Source organism: Tissierella praeacuta DSM 18095, assembly GCF_900128955.1.
GTDB lineage: Bacteria > Bacillota > Clostridia > Tissierellales > Tissierellaceae > Tissierella > Tissierella praeacuta.
On the sequence record NZ_FQTY01000023.1, the window covers coordinates 11,805 to 29,022 of the forward strand.

Below are 17,218 nucleotides of genomic sequence, written 5' to 3' on the forward strand. Positions count from 1 at the left end.
TATGGAAGAATTGAAATTGCAGAATGAAAGCAACGGAGGAGAAGAGTTTTTACTATCAGAGAAATATAAAGCATTTCTTAAACATAATGCTCCTGTAGAATTTTTGGAAGGCACAACGGCAGCTGGTAAAACTACAGTAGGCGTATTTAAATTTATGCTTAAAGTTGCTCAGTCTCCAAAGAAGATTCATATAATATCTGGATTGGATTTAGGAACTATAGAAAAAAACATCATAAATAAAGATTTAGGGATAGTTGATGTATTTGGAGCATTGGTTGAATATAATGCTAATGGAAAAGGTGAACATTCTTTACCCCATATACTTTATCAAACAGGTTCCGGAGAGAAGCTTATATATGTATTAGGATATGACAACAAAAAACGTTGGAAAAAGGCATTAGGAGGACAGTATGGGTGCCTATATATAGATGAAATTAATATAGCCGATATGGATTATGTAAGGGAAGCTTCTATGAGGTGTGACTATTTATTAGCAACACTTAATCCCGATGATCCTAATTTACCAATATACAAAGAATATATAAATCACTCAAGACCGTTACATGAGTATAAAAATGATGCACCAACTGAAATAAATAATATGTTAAACGAAGAACCAAAGCCTGGATGGATCCATTGGTTCTTTTCTTTTGCTCATAATGCAGGATTAAGTGAAAAAAAGAAAGAGCAAATTATAATCACTGTGCCAAAGGGTACCAAACTTTATAAAAACAAAATTCAAGGTCTTAGAGGTAGAGCAACAGGATTAATATTCCCTAACTTTACTAGGAAGAATAATGTAAGGTCTACTGAATGGCTTAAGAAGAGGATGGCTGATAAAAAGGATCCATTGAAGTTTATTCACTTCTCATGTGGAGTTGATACAGCTTATTCCCAAGAAAGTCCTGATACTATTAGTTTTATATATCAAGGAATAACTGACAAAGGGCAATTAATTATCCTAGATGAAGAAGTATATAACAATGCTGATTTAGAAATACCTTTAGCTCCTTCTGATATTCCTCCAAGACTAATAGCTTTTTTAGAGAGGAATAGAAAAAGATGGGGATTTGCAAGAGATGTATTTATTGATAATGCAGACCAGGCAACTATTACTGAATTAAAGAAATATAAAAGGCAGCATGGATGCGTATATAATTTCCTAAATGCTTACAAGAAAGTAGACAATATAGATAGAATTCATTTACAGTTAGGATGGCTTAATGTTAATGAATTTAAGGTAGAAGCCAATTATATAGTATTAGATCATTGCGTTCACCATATAGGAGAATTAGAAAGTTATAGCTGGAAAGAAGATAAATATGAGCCTGAGGACAGAAATGACCATACAATTAATGCTAGTCAATATGGATGGATTCCATTCAGAACCAAAATAGGGATAGGGGGTTAAGAATATGGGACTGAAAGAGGTGATAAAAGGATGGTAGCAAAACTACTAAATATACAACCTGCAACAGACAATTCAATATCAATTAAAGAACCTTTATCTCATGCAGGAACAGTATTAAGAAACAGAATTTGGTACAGAGGGGATCCTTCTGAACTAGACCAATTTTTTAAACAATCTGCAACAGATGATGTAGGAAAGTCTAGATTTTGGGCAGCAGTACCCTCAGCAGATTCAAGTATTAGAAAATTTCATAGTGGTTTACCAGGTGAAATAGTAGACAAGTTAGCTGATATTGTCATTTCTGATTTAGATAGTATTGAATTATCTGAACAGGATCTATGGGATGAAATAAGTCTAGATAATAAATTCAGTGATGAAATATTAGGTGGAGCTATAAAAGATACTCTAATATGTGGTGATGGAGCTTTTAAATTAAGTGTAGATACTGAAATAACAGATTATCCTATAATAGAGTTCTTTAGTGGTTCAGATGTTGACTATAGATATAAAAGAGGAAGACTTCAAGAAATTATATTCTATGCTTATTACACTCATGATAAAGAAACCTATAGGTTAGAAGAAATATACGGAAAAGGCTATATAGACTATAAGTTATATGATAAAAACGATAAGGAGGTACCGTTATCTGAAGTACCAGAAATATCTCATTTAAGTAAGGTTATTTTTAATGGTGATTTCATCATGGCAGTACCCATGAAATTCTTTAAATCTCCTAAGTTTGAAAACAGGGGTAATTCTATATTTGAAAGAAAATCGGATAACTTTGATGCATTAGATGAAGTAATAAGTCAATGGATAGATGCAATTAGAGCTGGTAGAGTTAAGAATTATATTCCAGAGGACTTGGTACCAAAGAATCCAGATACAGGAGCAGTAATGCGACCTAACCCATTCGATAATCAGTTTTTTAAGACAAGCTCCAACATGGCTGAAGAAGGAAAGGATAAAATAGAGCAATTACAAGCAGATATAAATTATACTGCATTTGTAGAAAGTTATGCCAACACTTTAGATATGTGTTTACAAGGGGTCATATCACCTGCAACTCTAGGAATTGATTTAAAGAAAACAGATAATGCAGAGGCTCAAAGGGAAAAGGAAAAGACAACTTTATATACTAGAGGAAAGATAATAGATGTATTAGTAGAAGTTATTCCTTTGCTAATAGATACAGTATTAAAAGTATATGACACTATGGAAGGTAAATTTCCAGGAGAATATGAGGTAACCATTAACTTTGGTGAATATGCAAGCCCTGATTTTGATAGTACTGTAGAGGTAGTAGGAAAGGCTAAAACCTTTGGTATTATGAGTTTAGAGCAATGTATTGAAGAACTATACGGAGATACATGGACAGAGGAAGAAAAGACCTTAGAAGTTAAAAGAATTAGAGAAGGTGATTCTGTAATAGATGAACCTGCTGCATGGGTGGATAGGCATAATAAAGAGAAACAAGAGGGTTCAGAAGATGATGTGATAGATGATGAAGAATAAAAAGCAAAAGGACGAAGCTTATAATATTCGTAAAATATATGAGCAAATGGAATTGGAACTTATAGCTTCTGTGAAAAGGAATCTATCCAGGCATCAAGAGGAAGAGCAAAAGGTAGGATTTAAATTTGAACAATGGCAAAGTGCTAAGTTAAGAGATTTAGAAAGGTTTAGAAAAGAGAATAGAAAAATCATAGATAAATATGACACAGAAATTAAAAACTCTATTCAGATAATTATTCTAAATACTTATAAAAATGCACAAGATAATGTTAATCGTTTTATAATGAAGATTAAAATCTTTATAAATAAGCTGATAAACAAGACCATTGATGATGTATATATTAAGTTCCCTGGTGATTTAGAACCCATTTTAAAAGACATTGAAAATTTTGCTTTAGATCCCCTTCAAGAAACTATTGAAAGGGTTTTAGAAAATGCCAGGATTTGGGAAGAAGCTCCAAGACCTATTGATGATGTGTTTTTTAGATCTAATGATGACAAGTTCAAGGCATTAATGGAAACCGTTGAGAATGATTTTAAAAAGGCAAATGCTGCAGTATTAAGGCGAATGGATGATGTATATAGGCAAACTATATTTAAGACTCAAGTGCATTATAATACTGGTACAATTACATTGGATAAAGCTATAGATATGGCTACAAAAGATTTTCTAGAAAAAGGTATAGATGCAATAACCTATAGTGATGGCAAGAAGGTTAATATTGCTTCATATGTAGAAATGGCATTAAGGACTACTAACCATAGAGCTTATTTAATGGGTGAAGGTAAGAGAAGGCAAGAGATAGGAATACCCTTTGTAGTAGCATCAGCTCATGCAACAGCTTGTGAATTATGTGTACCATGGCAGGGTAAAATACTTATAGATGATGTCTATAGTGGTGGTAAAAAAGAAGATGGTCCTTATCCATTATTAAGTGAAGCTATGGAGAAAGGATTTTTACATCCAAATTGTAGGCATAATCTAAGCACTTACTTCCCAGGTATAACTACACTACCAAAAGTGCCAGATGAAGAAAAAGCTTTAGAAAACTATAAATATGAACAACAGCAGAGATATATTGAAAGACAGATAAGAAAATATAAAAGACTAGCAGAAGGTTCTATTGATGAAAATAGCCAAAAAAAGTATCAGGATAAAGTTAAAGAGTACCAAAAGGTTATGAGAGAGCATTTAAAAGAGAATCCACAACTAAGGAGAGCTTATAATAGAGAACAAACTAAAGGCGTTCCTTATGATTTTAGTAAGTATGATGAATTAAGTGGATTAATAACCGAAGATAATATCACTATAGAAGGAATTAGTCATCATTTAAAAGAGAGAGTAATAGAAAGAGAAATATCAGCTAAAAGCATAGAAGATGCCTTGAAAAACCCTTTAAATATTGGTAAAATTAAATATGATAAACAAAATAGACCTAGCATAGAATATATAGGCAACAATGCTAGGGTTCAGATCAATCCAGAAACAGGAAATATTATAACTGTATGGAGGACTTCAAGCAAATTAAGAAATAAGTATATGGGTGATAAGAATGGAAAAGATTAAGCATTTATTTAATGAAGAACAATTGAAGATGTTTGAAGAAATAGGAAAACCCATCGAAGGCAGAGATTACTCTGATGATGAGATATTAGAATTAGAGGATCTAATAGCTGATAGACTTATGGACTCTGGGTTTGATGAGGATTATAATCCTAATGGAAAAGGTAAAATATGTGAAAGTATATTAGATATCTTTGGAGATATGTGATAAGCACTTACTAAGTAAAAATAGTGAGTGCTTTTATTATGCTTATTTTGGAGGTGATTTGATGGCTACGGCTACTCAGGTAACATTAATTATATGTTTAACTGTTATAATTTTATATTTACTTGAAAAGAGAGGAAAATGAAGGTGAAGGATCTTGATGAAGCAATAAGAGATGCAGATGGAAGTTTAGTTGAAGCCTGGCGTAGGTTCCAACCAGATTTAGTTTTTGAAAAAGAATTTATAATAAATGAATATAACCAAGCAGAAAAGACGATCCATGTAGACTATGATAATCTCATTATCATGAGTGTTAAGCTAAAGAATGGATATATAGCAGTAGAGTATTGCATATGTAAGAACCCTAAAGAATTTGATTTAGAAAAAGGTATTGAAATGTGTAAAGAAAAAATTATTAACCATTTATCATCAATATATCATTTTAGAAAAATAGAAAACCCAGAAAAGATTAATAAGTTTTCAATGAAGGCCAAATAAGGTCTTTTTTTATTACTCTTTTTAGTATTTATGAGTATAAACTGAAAGAACCTAGAACTGGCACTGACCAGTATAAAAAAGTATGGAGGGATAAAAATGGATTGGATTTTAAAGTTAATTGAGAAACATACAAAAGATGGAGTATTAGACCAAGAGGCACTGATGAAAGATATTAACAAAGAGTTCCCTAATCATGCAGTACCTAAAGAGCAATATAACACATTGGCAGAAACTAAGAAGAAGCTTGAAGGTGATATTACAACTAGAGATAAACAACTAGAAGATCTAAAGAAAATAGATGCAGAAGAATTACAAAAACAAATTGAAACATTGCAGGAAGAAAATAAAGTAGCTAAAGAAACATATGAAAAGGAATTAAAGGGTCTTCAATTATCTAATGCTATTAAATTAGCTATAGCTGGAAAGGTACATGATGAGGATATAGTGTCTCAATTAATAGACAAAGAGAAGGTAATTATAAGTGATGATGGAAAGATTGTTGGATTAGATGAACAGATAAAATCTTTAAAAGAGAGCAAGACATTCTTATTTAAGGTTGATGATACAAATAACCAACAACAGCAAACAGGATTCCAAAAGATAGGAAATGAAACACCTAATAGTCCACAGGCAATGGAAGATGCAATAGCAGCTGCTTTTGGGAATACAGAAACAAAATAATTAAAGAAAGAGGGATGATTTATGAGTATTAATTATGCAGAAAGATTTGAAAGACAGATAGAACAACAATTTGCAAGGGAGCTAACATCTGCTGATTTGGCAACTAATAGAAGATATAATTTTATAGATGCCCAAACAATTAAGGTGCCTACCGTAACTTTAAGTGGGTACAAGGATCATGCTAGGGATGGATCTAAGAATAGAGGGACTGTAGGAAATACTTATCAAGCATTTTCATTAACCCATGATAGGGATATAGAATTCTTTGTAGATGAAATGGATGTAGATGAAACTAATCAAGTATTGTCAGCAGCTAATATTACAGCAGTATTTAATCAGGAGCAAGCTATACCAGAATTAGACATCTATAGATATTCAAAACTGTATTCAGAGTTTGTAGCAAGTGGTGGGAAAGTTAATACAGAAACATTAACAGTAAGTAATATATTAACTGTATTTGATAAAATGATGGAAGATATGGATGAAGCTGCAGTACCTCAATCAGGAAGAATGTTAAAGGTTACACCTCCAGTTTATACAATGCTTAAAAATGCAGAAAAGATACAAAGGTCAATAGATGTAAGTGGTGGGGCTAAAAGTATTAATAGGAATGTTAGGTCTTTAGATGAAGTTACTATAGTGACAGTACCATCTGATAGAATGAAAACTTTATATGATTTTGCAGATGGATTTAAACCAGGTGAAGGAGCTAAGCAAATAAACATGATGCTATACCATACATCAGCAATATTAGCACCTGTTAAAGTAGCAGATATTTACCTATGGAATAAGGGAGAAACTCCTGATTCTGCATTTGGTTACTTGTACCAAAACAGAATGTACACAGATTTATTTGTAATTAAGGCTAAAAAAGATGCAATAGCTATTAATGCTGAAGCATAGGAGGGATATTATGTTTGCAATAAAGGATAATAGACAATACAAGATAACAGAAGAAGAAAAGCAAAAATTTATTGATAGGGGATATAAAATAGCAGAATTAAAAAATGATAAGCTTGTATTTGAAGAAATAGAAACAGAAGAATCTAGAGAAATAGTAGCATTAAGGGAAGAAAATGAAACCTTAAAAGCAGAATTAGAAGAATATAAGAAAGTTCAGAAAGAAGAGCCAGAAAGGGCAAAGAAAACTAAAGGAGAGGGCAAATAGCTCTCTCTTTTAAATTAGAGAGGTGAGTTATTTGGCTTATGTAGATTATACTTATTACAAAGATACCTACAAAGGTACACTTGATGAAGATACAGCTACTAAGTTATTAGAAGAATCATCAGATGAAGTAGATAAATTAACTTATGGCAGAATTAGAAAAAAGGGATTTCAAAACTTAACAGAATACCAACAAGGTTTAATTAAAAAAGCAGTATGTTATCAAGCTGACTTTATCAGTAACTATGGAGATTATATTAATATGCCCATTGACGCATACAGTGCCGGTGGCATAAGTTTATCCTTTAGTAAGGATAATCAAGGTGCCGGTGGTGTTATAGCAGATAAGAAGACCCTAGATTATCTAAGCCAAACAGGGCTTACAGTTAGGAGGTTATAGCTATGAAACTTCCATTTCCTGATTGGCTATTAGTTACACCCATTAAGGTAATTACAGAAATACCAGGAGAAGATGGAGTTGAAGAACATGAAATCTTCAATGGAAAATGTAATTTCAATGAAAAGAGTAAAACTGTAATTAATGCAGAAAGACAATTAGTAACCCTATCAGGCTCTTGTATATTCAAAGGTGATATTTATCCTAATAAACCTATAAAAGGCTACGTGACTCTATTAGATAGTGAAGAGAAGGAAGCAGAAAGTAGACAAATATATAATTATAGGAAAATTCGTAATCCAGATGGAAGTATATATTCTACAGAACTGGATTTGATGTAATATGAAAATAAAAGTAGATATAAAACTAAATCCAACAGCAATAAAAGCAATACAAGATGCTATGATAAAATCTTTACATTTGACTATGGAAGCAATGAAAACAGAGATTAATAATATGCAAGTAGTACCTAAAGAAATAGGGAATCTGGAAGAGTCTGCAGTAGTAGGAGCAGAAAATAATAAAGGGTTTTTAAGCTACAACACACCTTACGCTAGAAAATTATATTATCATCCTGAATACAATTTTAGGCAAGATAAAAATCCTAATGCCCAAGGAAGATGGCTGGATCCGTTTATTCATGGAGATAAAAAAGACTGGCTAACTAAAACTTATGGGATACTTTTAAAACAAAATTCAGGCGGGGTGATTAAATGACAATAAGTGATTTCAAAGATTGGCTAAAAACTAAAATTGATTGCCCTAATTGGTTTACTGGTGGGCTAAGATCTATAGACCAAAAATCTATAGTAGTTTATAATGGCAAGGCTTTTATTAACCCTATGGCTATAGGTGGTATTCAAAACAGTTCTTATAAGGGGAAAGGAATGAGGATATTAGTACACTGGAATAAAAACATCAAAGAAAGCGAATTAAAAGCTCAAGAAATATATAACTTCATAAATGGGTTAACTAACGTAAAAATAGCAGATAAAAGAGTTATACAGTTTAAAACGAGAGACCCTGAACCTATCTATTTAGGTGTAGATGATTCAGGGATATTTGAATATGTGATTGATTTAGAAATTGTACATGAAAGGTAGGTAATGAATATGACTACAACTAATTTAGGAGTATATCCAGTATTTGATTTGGGTTTTAAAATTGGAATAAAAGGAAGAACAAGTACTGAAGAAGATATGAAGGTTATAAAAGATATGGAAACATTCTCTCCTTCAATAGATGGCAATGTGGAAGAATGGACTCCAATGGATACTGAAGGATGGATAAGAAGGTTAATGACAGGGAAAGGATTTACTATTGCCTTGAATGGTAAAAGACATGTAGGAGATCCAGGTAATGATTATGTAGCAGGATTAGCTTGGAAGAGTGGATTAGCTTGTTCAAGCGTGGCGGAAATAGGATTTCCAGATGGAGATAAACTGAAATTTGATTGTATAGTTAATGTAACTACACCATTTGGTGGAGATAGTACAAATGTATCAGGACTAGAACTTGAACTTCAGAGTGATGGTAAGCCTGAATATATACCTGCAGGAGGTGAAGAATAATGAGTAAAATTACAGATATATCTGCTAAACTCACTAATGAAAGACCTAAGTTAAAGCTGGCAGAGGATAAAATATACGATGTTGATGATAGAAAAAATACAATAATATTATTAAATCAAAAGATGGAAAAGTTAGATATGAATGATATAAATGCTATTGATGAAATGATATCTGTTGTTCTAGGTGAAGATGCAGCAAAAGAAATTAATGATATGAATTTATCTATTATGGCTTATCAATCTATTATGATTGCAATTATGGCAGCTGTAACAGGAGAGAAATATGAAGTGATGGAAGCTCGATTTCGGAGAGAAGAGGGTATATAAAGAGGACTGGTATGATATGTACGAAGATTGGGGGTTAATTGAAGCCTCCTTTACTGCTCAATATGGGATTAGGTTAAGAAATGAAAAAGATATGTCTTGGAGTGAGTTTAGTACTTTATTATCTGGAATTATGCCTGAAACCCCTCTTGGAAAAGTAGTATCAATTAGATCTGAAAATGATAAAGATGTCCTTAAGAACTTTACTAAAGAACAGCATAAACTTAGAAATGAATGGAGAAATAGGAATATAAAAAGGATAGTTATCATGGATAAAAAAGAAGTTGAAAGGCAGACACAAATATTTCAGGATATGTGCAAAAAAGCATTTAGTAAATAGAGGGTTGAAATCTTTGGTTATTTTTGGTATTCTTTAAGCGTGAGATAATATTAACAAGGGGGATGGTTCAAGTGGAAAATAAGAAAAAGAAACCTTTATTTAAAAGATGGTGGTTTTGGGTTATAGTCGTAATTATAGCAGTAGGAGCATTAGGGTCTAATGGGGATAAGGACAAAACACCTACTAAGGAAACATCAAAGGTAGAGGAATCAAATCAAACTGAAGATAATAAAGGAGAAGTGAAGAAAACAGAATTAGAAAAAGCATTGGAAGAGGCAATTGAGGTTGACTATAAAAAACTACATTCAGATTATATGGATAATGCTATAAAAGCAGATGGAGAATATAAAAATAAGATGCTTATACTAACTGGAGAGATAAATGATATTGATAGGGAAATTGCAGGGAATCCTTATGTAATATTTGATGTAGATGGGTTTTTGAATAATGTTAGAATAACTTTTAAAAAGAGTGAAGAAGAGAAAGTAGCTGAATTTGAAAAGGGGCAAACAATAAAAATTGTTGGAAAATGTGAAGGAACTTTGTTAAGTACAACAGTAGCATTAAGTGATTGTTTACTTGTTGAATAATATGTAGAAATTAATAAATGCCATTAAGCACTTAGAGAAATCTAGGTGCTTTTCTTATGCTTAAAAAGGTGGTGAAGGTATGGCAGATAGCACAAGCGTAGGTTCTATACAATTAGATGTAGAGATTAATCAAAATTCCTTAAATATGGAAATAAATAAAATAAGTAAAGTCTTTAATAATAGCTTTAAAAATATGTTTAATGAAATGACAAGTAAAACGAATAAATTTGTTAAAGATTCCATAGGAGGAATTGGTGATAGTTTTAAAAATGTTGCTCAATCTGGAACAAGCTCTAGTGAAAGAGTATCTAAAAATATAGAGAAGATGAATGCTCAATATAAGAAAACTCAGGAAGAGATAAGGAAGATACAAGAAGAATTAAACAACTTAGATACACAAAGGGACGCTATAATTAATAAATATAAGGATCTCCCAGCGTTTTCAGGTATGAGTAAAGATGAAAGTTTAGAACAGATATTGAAATCTGATACAAAGTTTCAGAAGCTCACATCTGAAATAGATAAACTTACATCTAAAATAGACCCTTTAACAGATAAAAATAAAAAATTAGCAGATGAGATAAAAAATGCAGGAGATGAGGCACAAAAAACAGGTGGAAAAGTACAGGACTTAGGAAAGAAAACTAATAAAGTAAGTAAAGATATTGAAAAAACTTCTTTAAAAACTAAATTATTTGGTAATGAGATGAAGGAAAGTGGAGTTAAGGCTATTGGGTTTGCTGCTATAATAAACAGATCCTTCAAGTCTATCTTAAGAAGACTGTTTATCTACAACCTAATTCTTAAAGGTATCAGAGGAATAATGAGTTATACAGGTGCGGCTTTAAAGACTAATAAGCAGTTTGTAAATTCATTAAATATAATAAAAACTAATTTAATGGTAGCGTTTCAACCTATATATGACTTTGTTCTTCCTGCTCTTAATGCTCTTATGAAAGGAATTGCAACAGCAACAACTTATATAGCAGCTGCCATATCGGCATTATTTGGTAAGACCTATGAACAATCTTTTAATGTTGCTAAAAACTTAGATAGCACTAAAAAGGCTATGGCTGGATATGGTAAGGCAGCTAAAAAAGCAGGCAAAGATGCTAAAGGGGCATTAATGGGATTTGATGAAATAAACCAATTAGATTTAAAAGATGATGCCAATGATGCAGGAACTCCTGAATTTGAAATGGAAGTACCTGAACTAGCTACTATAACAACCCTTGGCGTTAAAGAGAAATTTGAAGAATTATCAAAGTTCGTAAGTGATTTTTACAATAACTGGGGAGTTAAAGATATTTTTGATGGCATTAAAGCAGGTGCTGAGTTAGTTAATTTTGACAGCATAAAAGAAAATTTCAAAATAGCATTTGAAGGTTGGAGTGAAATTGCACAATTTGCTTTTGAAAGCTTACAACCTATATTCCAATCAGGAGGAGAATTACTAGGTACAATATTCAAATACGGTATTGCTATGGCAGGAAATTTATTTGAGCCTATTGCCGAAGGCTTTGCTAATTTTACTCAAAATATGCAAGAACCCATCCAAAATTGGATAGCTGAGACAAGTGGGACTATTTCAAGTGGATTAAACAATCTCACAGAGTATTTTGAAATAGTTGGCTCCATGTGGCTATCAAGTATTAATAAATATAAACCTATCATATCTAAGGCTGTAGAAGATACTTTTACTAACGTGGCCAACACTCTAATGCTAATTGGGACGGTTTTTGCAGATACTTTTGAAATAATAACAGGAAGAGTAAAAGACTTTGTTGCCGAAAATCAAGATGAAATACAAAGTTTTATGGATAGCATATTTGGTATATTCACAGACATTTGGGGGTTAATAAATGTTGTTTGGAATGACACTCTTGATGCTCTTTCAGGGTTTTGGGACGAATGGGGACAAGACATAGTAGATAGGGTAATGGGGGTAGCTCTAGATATATATGGTTGGTTTTTATACTTGTGGAATGAATTAGTTAAACCCATTTGGGACATGATGTTGGATTGGATGAAAAAAATATGGAATGATAGCTTGAAAGATATCGTTACTGAACTATTAGGTTTTGTTGGTAGAGTAGGAGATTTAATCCTAACGTTATGGGAGAAAATATTTAAGCCTTTATTAGATAAATTGATTAAATACCTTGTACCTATATTTAAAGACTCATTTAAAGAGGTGCTTGATATAATAGGTTCAACCGTTAATGCTATTGGTGGAGTAATAAAAGGTCTTTTAAAGATATTTAACGGATTGATTGATTTTATATTGGGAGTTTTTACAGGTGATTGGAAAAGAGCGTGGGAAGGTGTAAGTAAGGTATTTGAAGGAATATGGGAAGGAATGGCCAATTTATTTAAAATACCATTTAACTTTATAATAAGAGGGATTAATGAATTTATTAAATCTTTAAATAAAATTAAAATTCCAGATTGGGTGCCTGGAGTTGGTGGACTAGGCTTTAATATAGATCTTATTCCCCAATTAGCTAGGGGTGGTATAGTAGATCAACCTACTTTAGCTATGGTAGGAGAGCGAGGAAAAGAGGCTGTGGTTCCCTTGGAAAATACTGCATTTGTAGATACTTTAGCTAATGCCGTAGCAAACTCTATAGGAAATGTTATGGCAGCAATGATGGAATTTAGTGGAGGAATGAATAGTTCCAGGAGTGAAGGAGATTCCGAAGTTGTATTAGAATTAGATGGAATGATTTTAGCTAGGGCTTTATTGCCTTATATAAATGCTGAATTGAAAAGGATGGGCTTTGATCCTATTTTACAAATGGCATAATGGAGGTGGGAGTATATGGAATCAATTAAAATAGAAGGGGAATTACTCCCATCTTTTACGAGTTATGATGTGGGTATTCAGAATATACATGAAGCTGCTGGAAGAAATGCTGAAGGCACAATGCTATTTGATATAGTAGCGACTAAAAGAAAAATAGACTTGCAGTTTCAAATGCTTACCATAGAAGAACAAAGAAAGGTTTTAAAGTTGCTTAATAAACCTTTTTTTTATGTAGAATATCATGATCCACAAGAAGGTATAAGTAATGGAATGTTTTATGTAGGGGATAGAAGTTCATCAGGATTATATATATCAAATGGTCAAATGCTATGGAAATTATTGAAGTTTAATCTAATAGAAGCATAGGGTGGTGAGAAGATGTATCCAGTGACAAACGAATTCCAAGAAAAGATTAAAAGAAAATTTGATAGGAGGGTATTTGGAAGAGTAATTATAGATTATACCAGCGGAGAAATGGATCAAAGTGTAGAAGTTTCAACCAGTGGTAATGCCAATATATCCTATCCAAACCAAGTAACTGACGGTATATCTTCTATATCTGCTAAATTTGCTTCACTTGATGGAAGTTGGAAACTTGGCGATGGATATAGATTAGCCCCTACTGATGGGAAAAGCCAAATGGGTTGGTGGAGTGATGCACTGTCTAATAGTGATGGGAGTATTTCTGTTTGGATTGCTGTAAATTTTCAACCTAGACCTATTCACAGTTTGAAATTATCTGGTGATGATAAAAGAGGAGAGTATCCTGTAGATTTTGATATCATCTTAAAAAATGAAAAAGGAGAAACACTCTTTATTGACACAATCCGAGATAATAATAAAGTCCATTGTGTCAAGCCGTTAGACGAGGTTTTCACCCAAGTAGCTAGTATTGAGTATAAAATCAAATGTTGGAGCCATCCGCATAGACAGGCTAAAATATCTGAAATCTTTACCAATATTCAGGAAATTTATGAGGATAAAGACTTAATATCAATAGATTTATTAGAGGAAGTAGGCATTACTGGTGGCACTGTTTATGAAGGTTCTATAAGTTCTAATGAAATAAGAGTAAGACTAAATAATATTGATGGTAAATTTCATGAAGGTAATAAACAAAGTCCTTTATACCAATTATTTAAACCAGATAGGAGAATAAGGGCTGAATTAGGAGTTCAATTAGATAGTGGGCTAAAGGAATTTGCACCCCTTGGAGTGTTTTGGAGTAAGCAATGGAAGTCCGATAGTAAGAAGATATATGCTGAGGTAGTTGGTAGGGATATGCTGGATAAGTTAATGGAAACAGACTTTAAAATGGAGTCACCTTTAAGGAATATTAGCTTATATGATTTAGCCTTAATGGTACTAAAAGATGCCGATATTCCAGAGAAATATTATTGGATAGATAATGAACTTAAAGATTATATTGTTCCTTATGTATATCTAGAGGATAAATCGCATAGAGAAGTCTTGAGAATGATAACTGAAGCTTGCTTGGGCAGGACTTATTGTGATAGGCAAGGAGTAATTAGAGTAGAAGGTTCTATAGAGGCATCAAAGCAGTTTGAAGTTGAAGTATCAGAAAGGATAAATATATCAAAGGAATACCAGATTGTTGATGAAATAGAAGAGGCTTCTGGTAAGACCGCATCTTTAGACGGTAGCTGGAAACTAGGTGAATATGAATTAGTAGGCAAGGATGATGATTATCAATTAGGTTGGTGGGGCAATCAACTATCCAATTCCCAAGGCTTATTTAGTTCACCCTATCCAAAAGCAACTATAAGTTTTTTACCTAAATCCATTAGTCAGTTATTAGTAGCTGGCGATGGTAAAAGAACAGAATACCCTGTGGATTATAATGTATATATTTATAACTCAGATGATGATTTAATTATCACAAAAGAGATAAGGGGTAATGATCAAATAGCAAGTCAAGTTAAGGTGTTAGAGAACCCTACAGATGTTATTAAAGTAGAATTAGAAATATTAAAATGGAGTCATCCTAATAGACAGGCTAAAATAGTAGAATTTATTGACATGCCTTTCGAATTAGACATTACTAAGGCTGATTACTTTAAAAAACAAAACCCTTCTAATGAGAGAAGCTTTGCCAACTATATAGAGGTTATTGCTTCACCTTTAGATGGAAATGGGGAGGAATTAGACGAAGTACTTGTAATGGTTAAGGATGAAGAAAGTATAAAAAATGATAAACAATATACTTTAGCGTTTCCTAAAAACTATTTTATACAAACTAAGGAGGCTGCTCAAGATATTGCCAATAGGTTGCTAGAGAAATATAATAATCCTGCAGTAATCAGGGAATTGAAGTTGGATTGGAGAGGTAACCCAGCATTAGAATTAAATGACATAATATCTATAGAGGAATATGAGGAGATAAATAAATATAGAGTAATTAAAAATGATATAAAATACACTGGAGGGCTTAAAGCTAGCTTACAAGGAAGGAGGCTAACATAATGGTATGGAAACCACCAAAGACAGATTGGAAAGATAATGATGTGCCGACATCAATAGATTTTAATAGGATTGAGGAGAATATAAAAGAAAATAACAATATAGCCATAGGAAGTGGAGTGCCTAAGGGAGCAATACTCATGTGGAGTGGTTCAAACACTACTATTCCAAGTGGCTGGGCTTTGTGCAATGGCATAAACGGAACACCTGATTTAAGGGATAGGTTTATAGTGGGAGCAGGGAGAGCCTATTCAATAGGTGCTACTGGTGGAGAAAAAGAAGTAAAGTTAACAGAAGCACAAATGCCTAAACATTCTCATACTGGCTCAACTTCATATTCTGGCTCTCATACTCATACTTATAAAGGGTTCCCACCACGTCAAGGATATGGAATACCTACAGGAAGTTCGGGTTGGTATGAAGAATCAAAGAATATCACTACAGATAGTGGAGGTAGTCATTCACATAGTTTTTCTACCAATACAATAGGTTCTGACCAACCTCATGAAAACAGACCTCCGTACTATGCTCTAGCATTTATTATGAAACTATAAAGAGGTGATAAAATGTTAATAGTATATAGAAAATCAGATAAAAAAATATTATTTAATTCTGGGAAATCTTATGTTGAACCTCAAGGCATGAGTGATATAAATGGAAAACTAGCAGTAATAGAACGTATAGGTGGTGTTTTTGATGATTATGGTACTTTTAGATTACACGATATAGATGATGCAGAAAAAGTTGATGAAATACTAAGATATCAAAATTACGTAAACTTAGTATTTGAAGATGATATTGCAGTTGATTATGAAATTGATTATGAAAAATATGAAGAAGATAAAATTAAAAGAGAGGAACAAGAATCACTTAATAAACTTAATCCTTCTCAAGAAGAGATTTTGAAAGCTGAAACAGAAATACAAATAATAACTATATTAAAGGAGTGTGAACTGATATGACAATAATTCAGAAGAGATTAGTAAATGCTTATACAGTATTGGTAATGGCAAAGAGGATGACACTAGAAGAAGTACCAGCTACACCTGTAAAGTTAGAGGATGATTCAGATAGTACAATTAGAAATGAAGTAGAAATAGAGAAGGCTAAAAGAGAAATAGAAATATTAACACAATAACACTAACAAGGGCAATAGACTAGAGATAGTCTTTTTTATTACCCTTTTTATCAAATTTGGAGGTGTAAAAGTGGAAAATAAAATATGTGAAGAAAGGCATAAAAGAATTGATGAAAAAATATCAGTACATGAAAGAAGAATAAATAATCATTCTGAAAGACTAGATATAATAGAGAGAGTAAATAGCAGATTAGAAGAAAGGTTAGATGGATTAATCAAGCAGTTAGCATCATTAAATTCCACAATGAAATGGTTCATGGGATTACTTTTAGGAGGAATAGTATCCTTCTTTTTTTATGCAGTTCAACAAGGATTATTTAAATAGAAAGGAAGTGAAATTCATGGTAAAAGTACACATAGATTTTGGCCATGGGGGAAAGGATCCAGGTGCAGTGGGAAATGGGTTAAAAGAAAAGGATATTACATTAGCTGTAGGATTAAAAATAGGAGAAATACTAAAAAGGCACAATGTAGAAGTATCATATTCTAGAACAACAGATACATTTATAGAACTATCTGATAGAGCTAAAATG

At 32.4% G+C, this 17,218-nt stretch carries 24 protein-coding genes; all 24 read left to right on the forward strand.

The window, feature by feature from the left end:
* Position 1 precedes the first annotated feature (1 nt).
* Entirely contained in the window at positions 2 to 1,411 is a 1,410-nt protein-coding gene (locus tag BUB33_RS14470; RefSeq protein ID WP_072977751.1) for a terminase, read from the forward strand.
* A gap of 30 nt (positions 1,412 to 1,441) precedes the next feature.
* Positions 1,442 to 2,926, forward strand: coding sequence for a capsid protein (locus BUB33_RS14475; protein ID WP_072977754.1), 1,485 nt, complete (start codon positions 1,442 to 1,444; stop codon positions 2,924 to 2,926).
* A complete protein-coding gene (locus BUB33_RS14480) occupies positions 2,916 to 4,493 on the forward strand; it encodes a phage minor capsid protein (RefSeq protein ID WP_084725499.1) in 1,578 nt (525 codons plus the stop codon). The genes BUB33_RS14475 and BUB33_RS14480 overlap by 11 nt, the downstream gene beginning before the upstream one ends.
* On the forward strand, positions 4,480 to 4,698 hold the full coding sequence (locus BUB33_RS14485; RefSeq protein WP_072977758.1) for a hypothetical protein: 219 nt from the start codon (positions 4,480 to 4,482) through the stop codon (positions 4,696 to 4,698). Before BUB33_RS14480 ends, BUB33_RS14485 begins: the two co-directional genes overlap by 14 nt.
* Before the next feature lie 138 nt (positions 4,699 to 4,836).
* Entirely contained in the window at positions 4,837 to 5,193 is a 357-nt protein-coding gene (locus BUB33_RS14490) for a Gp49 family protein (RefSeq protein WP_072977761.1), read from the forward strand.
* A gap of 96 nt (positions 5,194 to 5,289) precedes the next feature.
* Entirely contained in the window at positions 5,290 to 5,874 is a 585-nt protein-coding gene (locus BUB33_RS14495; protein ID WP_084725493.1) for a phage scaffolding protein, read from the forward strand.
* Positions 5,875 to 5,895: 21 nt separating this feature from the next.
* Positions 5,896 to 6,777, forward strand: a complete 882-nt coding sequence (locus tag BUB33_RS14500) for a capsid protein (RefSeq protein WP_072977763.1) — start codon at positions 5,896 to 5,898, stop codon at positions 6,775 to 6,777.
* A 10-nt stretch (positions 6,778 to 6,787) separates the two neighbouring features.
* The gene (locus tag BUB33_RS14505; protein WP_072977765.1) at positions 6,788 to 7,042 is read left to right on the forward strand and encodes a hypothetical protein; all 255 of its coding nucleotides are present in this window, start codon (positions 6,788 to 6,790) and stop codon (positions 7,040 to 7,042) included.
* Positions 7,043 to 7,073: 31 nt separating this feature from the next.
* Positions 7,074 to 7,439, forward strand: coding sequence for a head-tail connector protein (locus tag BUB33_RS14510; RefSeq protein ID WP_072977768.1), 366 nt, complete (start codon positions 7,074 to 7,076; stop codon positions 7,437 to 7,439).
* Between the two features lie 2 nt (positions 7,440 to 7,441).
* Positions 7,442 to 7,777 (forward strand): hypothetical protein, encoded by a 336-nt coding sequence (locus BUB33_RS14515; protein WP_072977770.1) that lies wholly within the window; start codon positions 7,442 to 7,444, stop codon positions 7,775 to 7,777.
* A 1-nt stretch (position 7,778) separates the two neighbouring features.
* Complete coding sequence (locus BUB33_RS14520; RefSeq protein WP_072977772.1) at positions 7,779 to 8,153, forward strand: hypothetical protein; 375 nt, start codon at positions 7,779 to 7,781, stop codon at positions 8,151 to 8,153.
* Complete coding sequence (locus BUB33_RS14525; RefSeq protein ID WP_072977775.1) at positions 8,150 to 8,539, forward strand: phage tail terminator protein; 390 nt, start codon at positions 8,150 to 8,152, stop codon at positions 8,537 to 8,539. The genes BUB33_RS14520 and BUB33_RS14525 overlap by 4 nt, the downstream gene beginning before the upstream one ends.
* Before the next feature lie 9 nt (positions 8,540 to 8,548).
* Entirely contained in the window at positions 8,549 to 9,007 is a 459-nt protein-coding gene (locus BUB33_RS14530) for a phage tail tube protein (protein WP_072977777.1), read from the forward strand.
* Positions 9,007 to 9,333, forward strand: coding sequence for a hypothetical protein (locus BUB33_RS14535; protein WP_072977780.1), 327 nt, complete (start codon positions 9,007 to 9,009; stop codon positions 9,331 to 9,333). The genes BUB33_RS14530 and BUB33_RS14535 overlap by 1 nt, the downstream gene beginning before the upstream one ends.
* Positions 9,334 to 9,349: 16 nt before the next feature.
* A complete protein-coding gene (locus BUB33_RS14540) occupies positions 9,350 to 9,670 on the forward strand; it encodes a Gp15 family bacteriophage protein (RefSeq protein WP_072977782.1) in 321 nt (106 codons plus the stop codon).
* Between the two features lie 71 nt (positions 9,671 to 9,741).
* Entirely contained in the window at positions 9,742 to 10,260 is a 519-nt protein-coding gene (locus BUB33_RS14545) for an OB-fold protein (RefSeq protein ID WP_072977784.1), read from the forward strand.
* Positions 10,261 to 10,339: 79 nt separating this feature from the next.
* Positions 10,340 to 13,066 (forward strand): hypothetical protein, encoded by a 2,727-nt coding sequence (locus BUB33_RS14550; RefSeq protein ID WP_072977787.1) that lies wholly within the window; start codon positions 10,340 to 10,342, stop codon positions 13,064 to 13,066.
* Positions 13,067 to 13,081: 15 nt separating this feature from the next.
* Positions 13,082 to 13,432 carry a DUF6711 family protein gene (locus BUB33_RS14555; protein WP_072977790.1) on the forward strand — a complete coding sequence of 117 codons (351 nt, stop codon included), beginning with the start codon at positions 13,082 to 13,084 and terminating at the stop codon, positions 13,430 to 13,432.
* 12 nt (positions 13,433 to 13,444) lie between these two features.
* Complete coding sequence (locus tag BUB33_RS14560) at positions 13,445 to 15,550, forward strand: hypothetical protein (RefSeq protein WP_072977793.1); 2,106 nt, start codon at positions 13,445 to 13,447, stop codon at positions 15,548 to 15,550.
* Positions 15,550 to 16,101 carry a phage baseplate protein gene (locus tag BUB33_RS14565; protein ID WP_072977795.1) on the forward strand — a complete coding sequence of 184 codons (552 nt, stop codon included), beginning with the start codon at positions 15,550 to 15,552 and terminating at the stop codon, positions 16,099 to 16,101. The genes BUB33_RS14560 and BUB33_RS14565 overlap by 1 nt, the downstream gene beginning before the upstream one ends.
* Positions 16,102 to 16,113: 12 nt before the next feature.
* Positions 16,114 to 16,509: a hypothetical protein gene (locus BUB33_RS14570; protein ID WP_072977798.1), complete on the forward strand. Its 396-nt coding sequence runs from the start codon at positions 16,114 to 16,116 to the stop codon at positions 16,507 to 16,509.
* Positions 16,506 to 16,685: a CD1375 family protein gene (locus BUB33_RS14575; protein ID WP_072977800.1), complete on the forward strand. Its 180-nt coding sequence runs from the start codon at positions 16,506 to 16,508 to the stop codon at positions 16,683 to 16,685. Before BUB33_RS14570 ends, BUB33_RS14575 begins: the two co-directional genes overlap by 4 nt.
* Before the next feature lie 70 nt (positions 16,686 to 16,755).
* Entirely contained in the window at positions 16,756 to 17,010 is a 255-nt protein-coding gene (locus tag BUB33_RS14580) for a hemolysin XhlA family protein (RefSeq protein WP_072976210.1), read from the forward strand.
* A gap of 16 nt (positions 17,011 to 17,026) precedes the next feature.
* Positions 17,027 to 17,218, forward strand: a 192-nt coding sequence (locus tag BUB33_RS14585; RefSeq protein WP_143154907.1) for an N-acetylmuramoyl-L-alanine amidase family protein, incomplete at its 3' end; no start/stop codon positions are given.

Excerpts from the sequence above, each read along its gene's own strand:
- BUB33_RS14540 (WP_072977782.1), top strand. The coding sequence starts at position 9,350 with ATGTACGAAGATTGGGGGTTAATTGAAGCCTCCTTTACTGCTCAATAT.
- BUB33_RS14490 (WP_072977761.1), top strand. The coding sequence starts at position 4,837 with ATGAAGGTGAAGGATCTTGATGAAGCAATAAGAGATGCAGATGGAAGT.
- BUB33_RS14520 (WP_072977772.1), top strand. The coding sequence starts at position 7,779 with ATGAAAATAAAAGTAGATATAAAACTAAATCCAACAGCAATAAAAGCA.
- BUB33_RS14575 (WP_072977800.1), top strand. The coding sequence starts at position 16,506 with ATGACAATAATTCAGAAGAGATTAGTAAATGCTTATACAGTATTGGTA.
- BUB33_RS14560 (WP_072977793.1), top strand. The coding sequence starts at position 13,445 with ATGTATCCAGTGACAAACGAATTCCAAGAAAAGATTAAAAGAAAATTT.
- BUB33_RS14505 (WP_072977765.1), top strand. The coding sequence starts at position 6,788 with ATGTTTGCAATAAAGGATAATAGACAATACAAGATAACAGAAGAAGAA.
- BUB33_RS14530 (WP_072977777.1), top strand. The coding sequence starts at position 8,549 with ATGACTACAACTAATTTAGGAGTATATCCAGTATTTGATTTGGGTTTT.
- BUB33_RS14515 (WP_072977770.1), top strand. The coding sequence starts at position 7,442 with ATGAAACTTCCATTTCCTGATTGGCTATTAGTTACACCCATTAAGGTA.
- BUB33_RS14555 (WP_072977790.1), top strand. The coding sequence starts at position 13,082 with ATGGAATCAATTAAAATAGAAGGGGAATTACTCCCATCTTTTACGAGT.
- BUB33_RS14535 (WP_072977780.1), top strand. The coding sequence starts at position 9,007 with ATGAGTAAAATTACAGATATATCTGCTAAACTCACTAATGAAAGACCT.
- BUB33_RS14500 (WP_072977763.1), top strand. The coding sequence starts at position 5,896 with ATGAGTATTAATTATGCAGAAAGATTTGAAAGACAGATAGAACAACAA.
- BUB33_RS14480 (WP_084725499.1), top strand. The coding sequence starts at position 2,916 with ATGAAGAATAAAAAGCAAAAGGACGAAGCTTATAATATTCGTAAAATA.
- BUB33_RS14550 (WP_072977787.1), top strand. The coding sequence starts at position 10,340 with ATGGCAGATAGCACAAGCGTAGGTTCTATACAATTAGATGTAGAGATT.
- BUB33_RS14495 (WP_084725493.1), top strand. The coding sequence starts at position 5,290 with ATGGATTGGATTTTAAAGTTAATTGAGAAACATACAAAAGATGGAGTA.
- BUB33_RS14485 (WP_072977758.1), top strand. The coding sequence starts at position 4,480 with ATGGAAAAGATTAAGCATTTATTTAATGAAGAACAATTGAAGATGTTT.
- BUB33_RS14470 (WP_072977751.1), top strand. The coding sequence starts at position 2 with ATGGAAGAATTGAAATTGCAGAATGAAAGCAACGGAGGAGAAGAGTTT.
- BUB33_RS14525 (WP_072977775.1), top strand. The coding sequence starts at position 8,150 with ATGACAATAAGTGATTTCAAAGATTGGCTAAAAACTAAAATTGATTGC.
- BUB33_RS14570 (WP_072977798.1), top strand. The coding sequence starts at position 16,114 with ATGTTAATAGTATATAGAAAATCAGATAAAAAAATATTATTTAATTCT.
- BUB33_RS14475 (WP_072977754.1), top strand. The coding sequence starts at position 1,442 with ATGGTAGCAAAACTACTAAATATACAACCTGCAACAGACAATTCAATA.
- BUB33_RS14565 (WP_072977795.1), top strand. The coding sequence starts at position 15,550 with ATGGTATGGAAACCACCAAAGACAGATTGGAAAGATAATGATGTGCCG.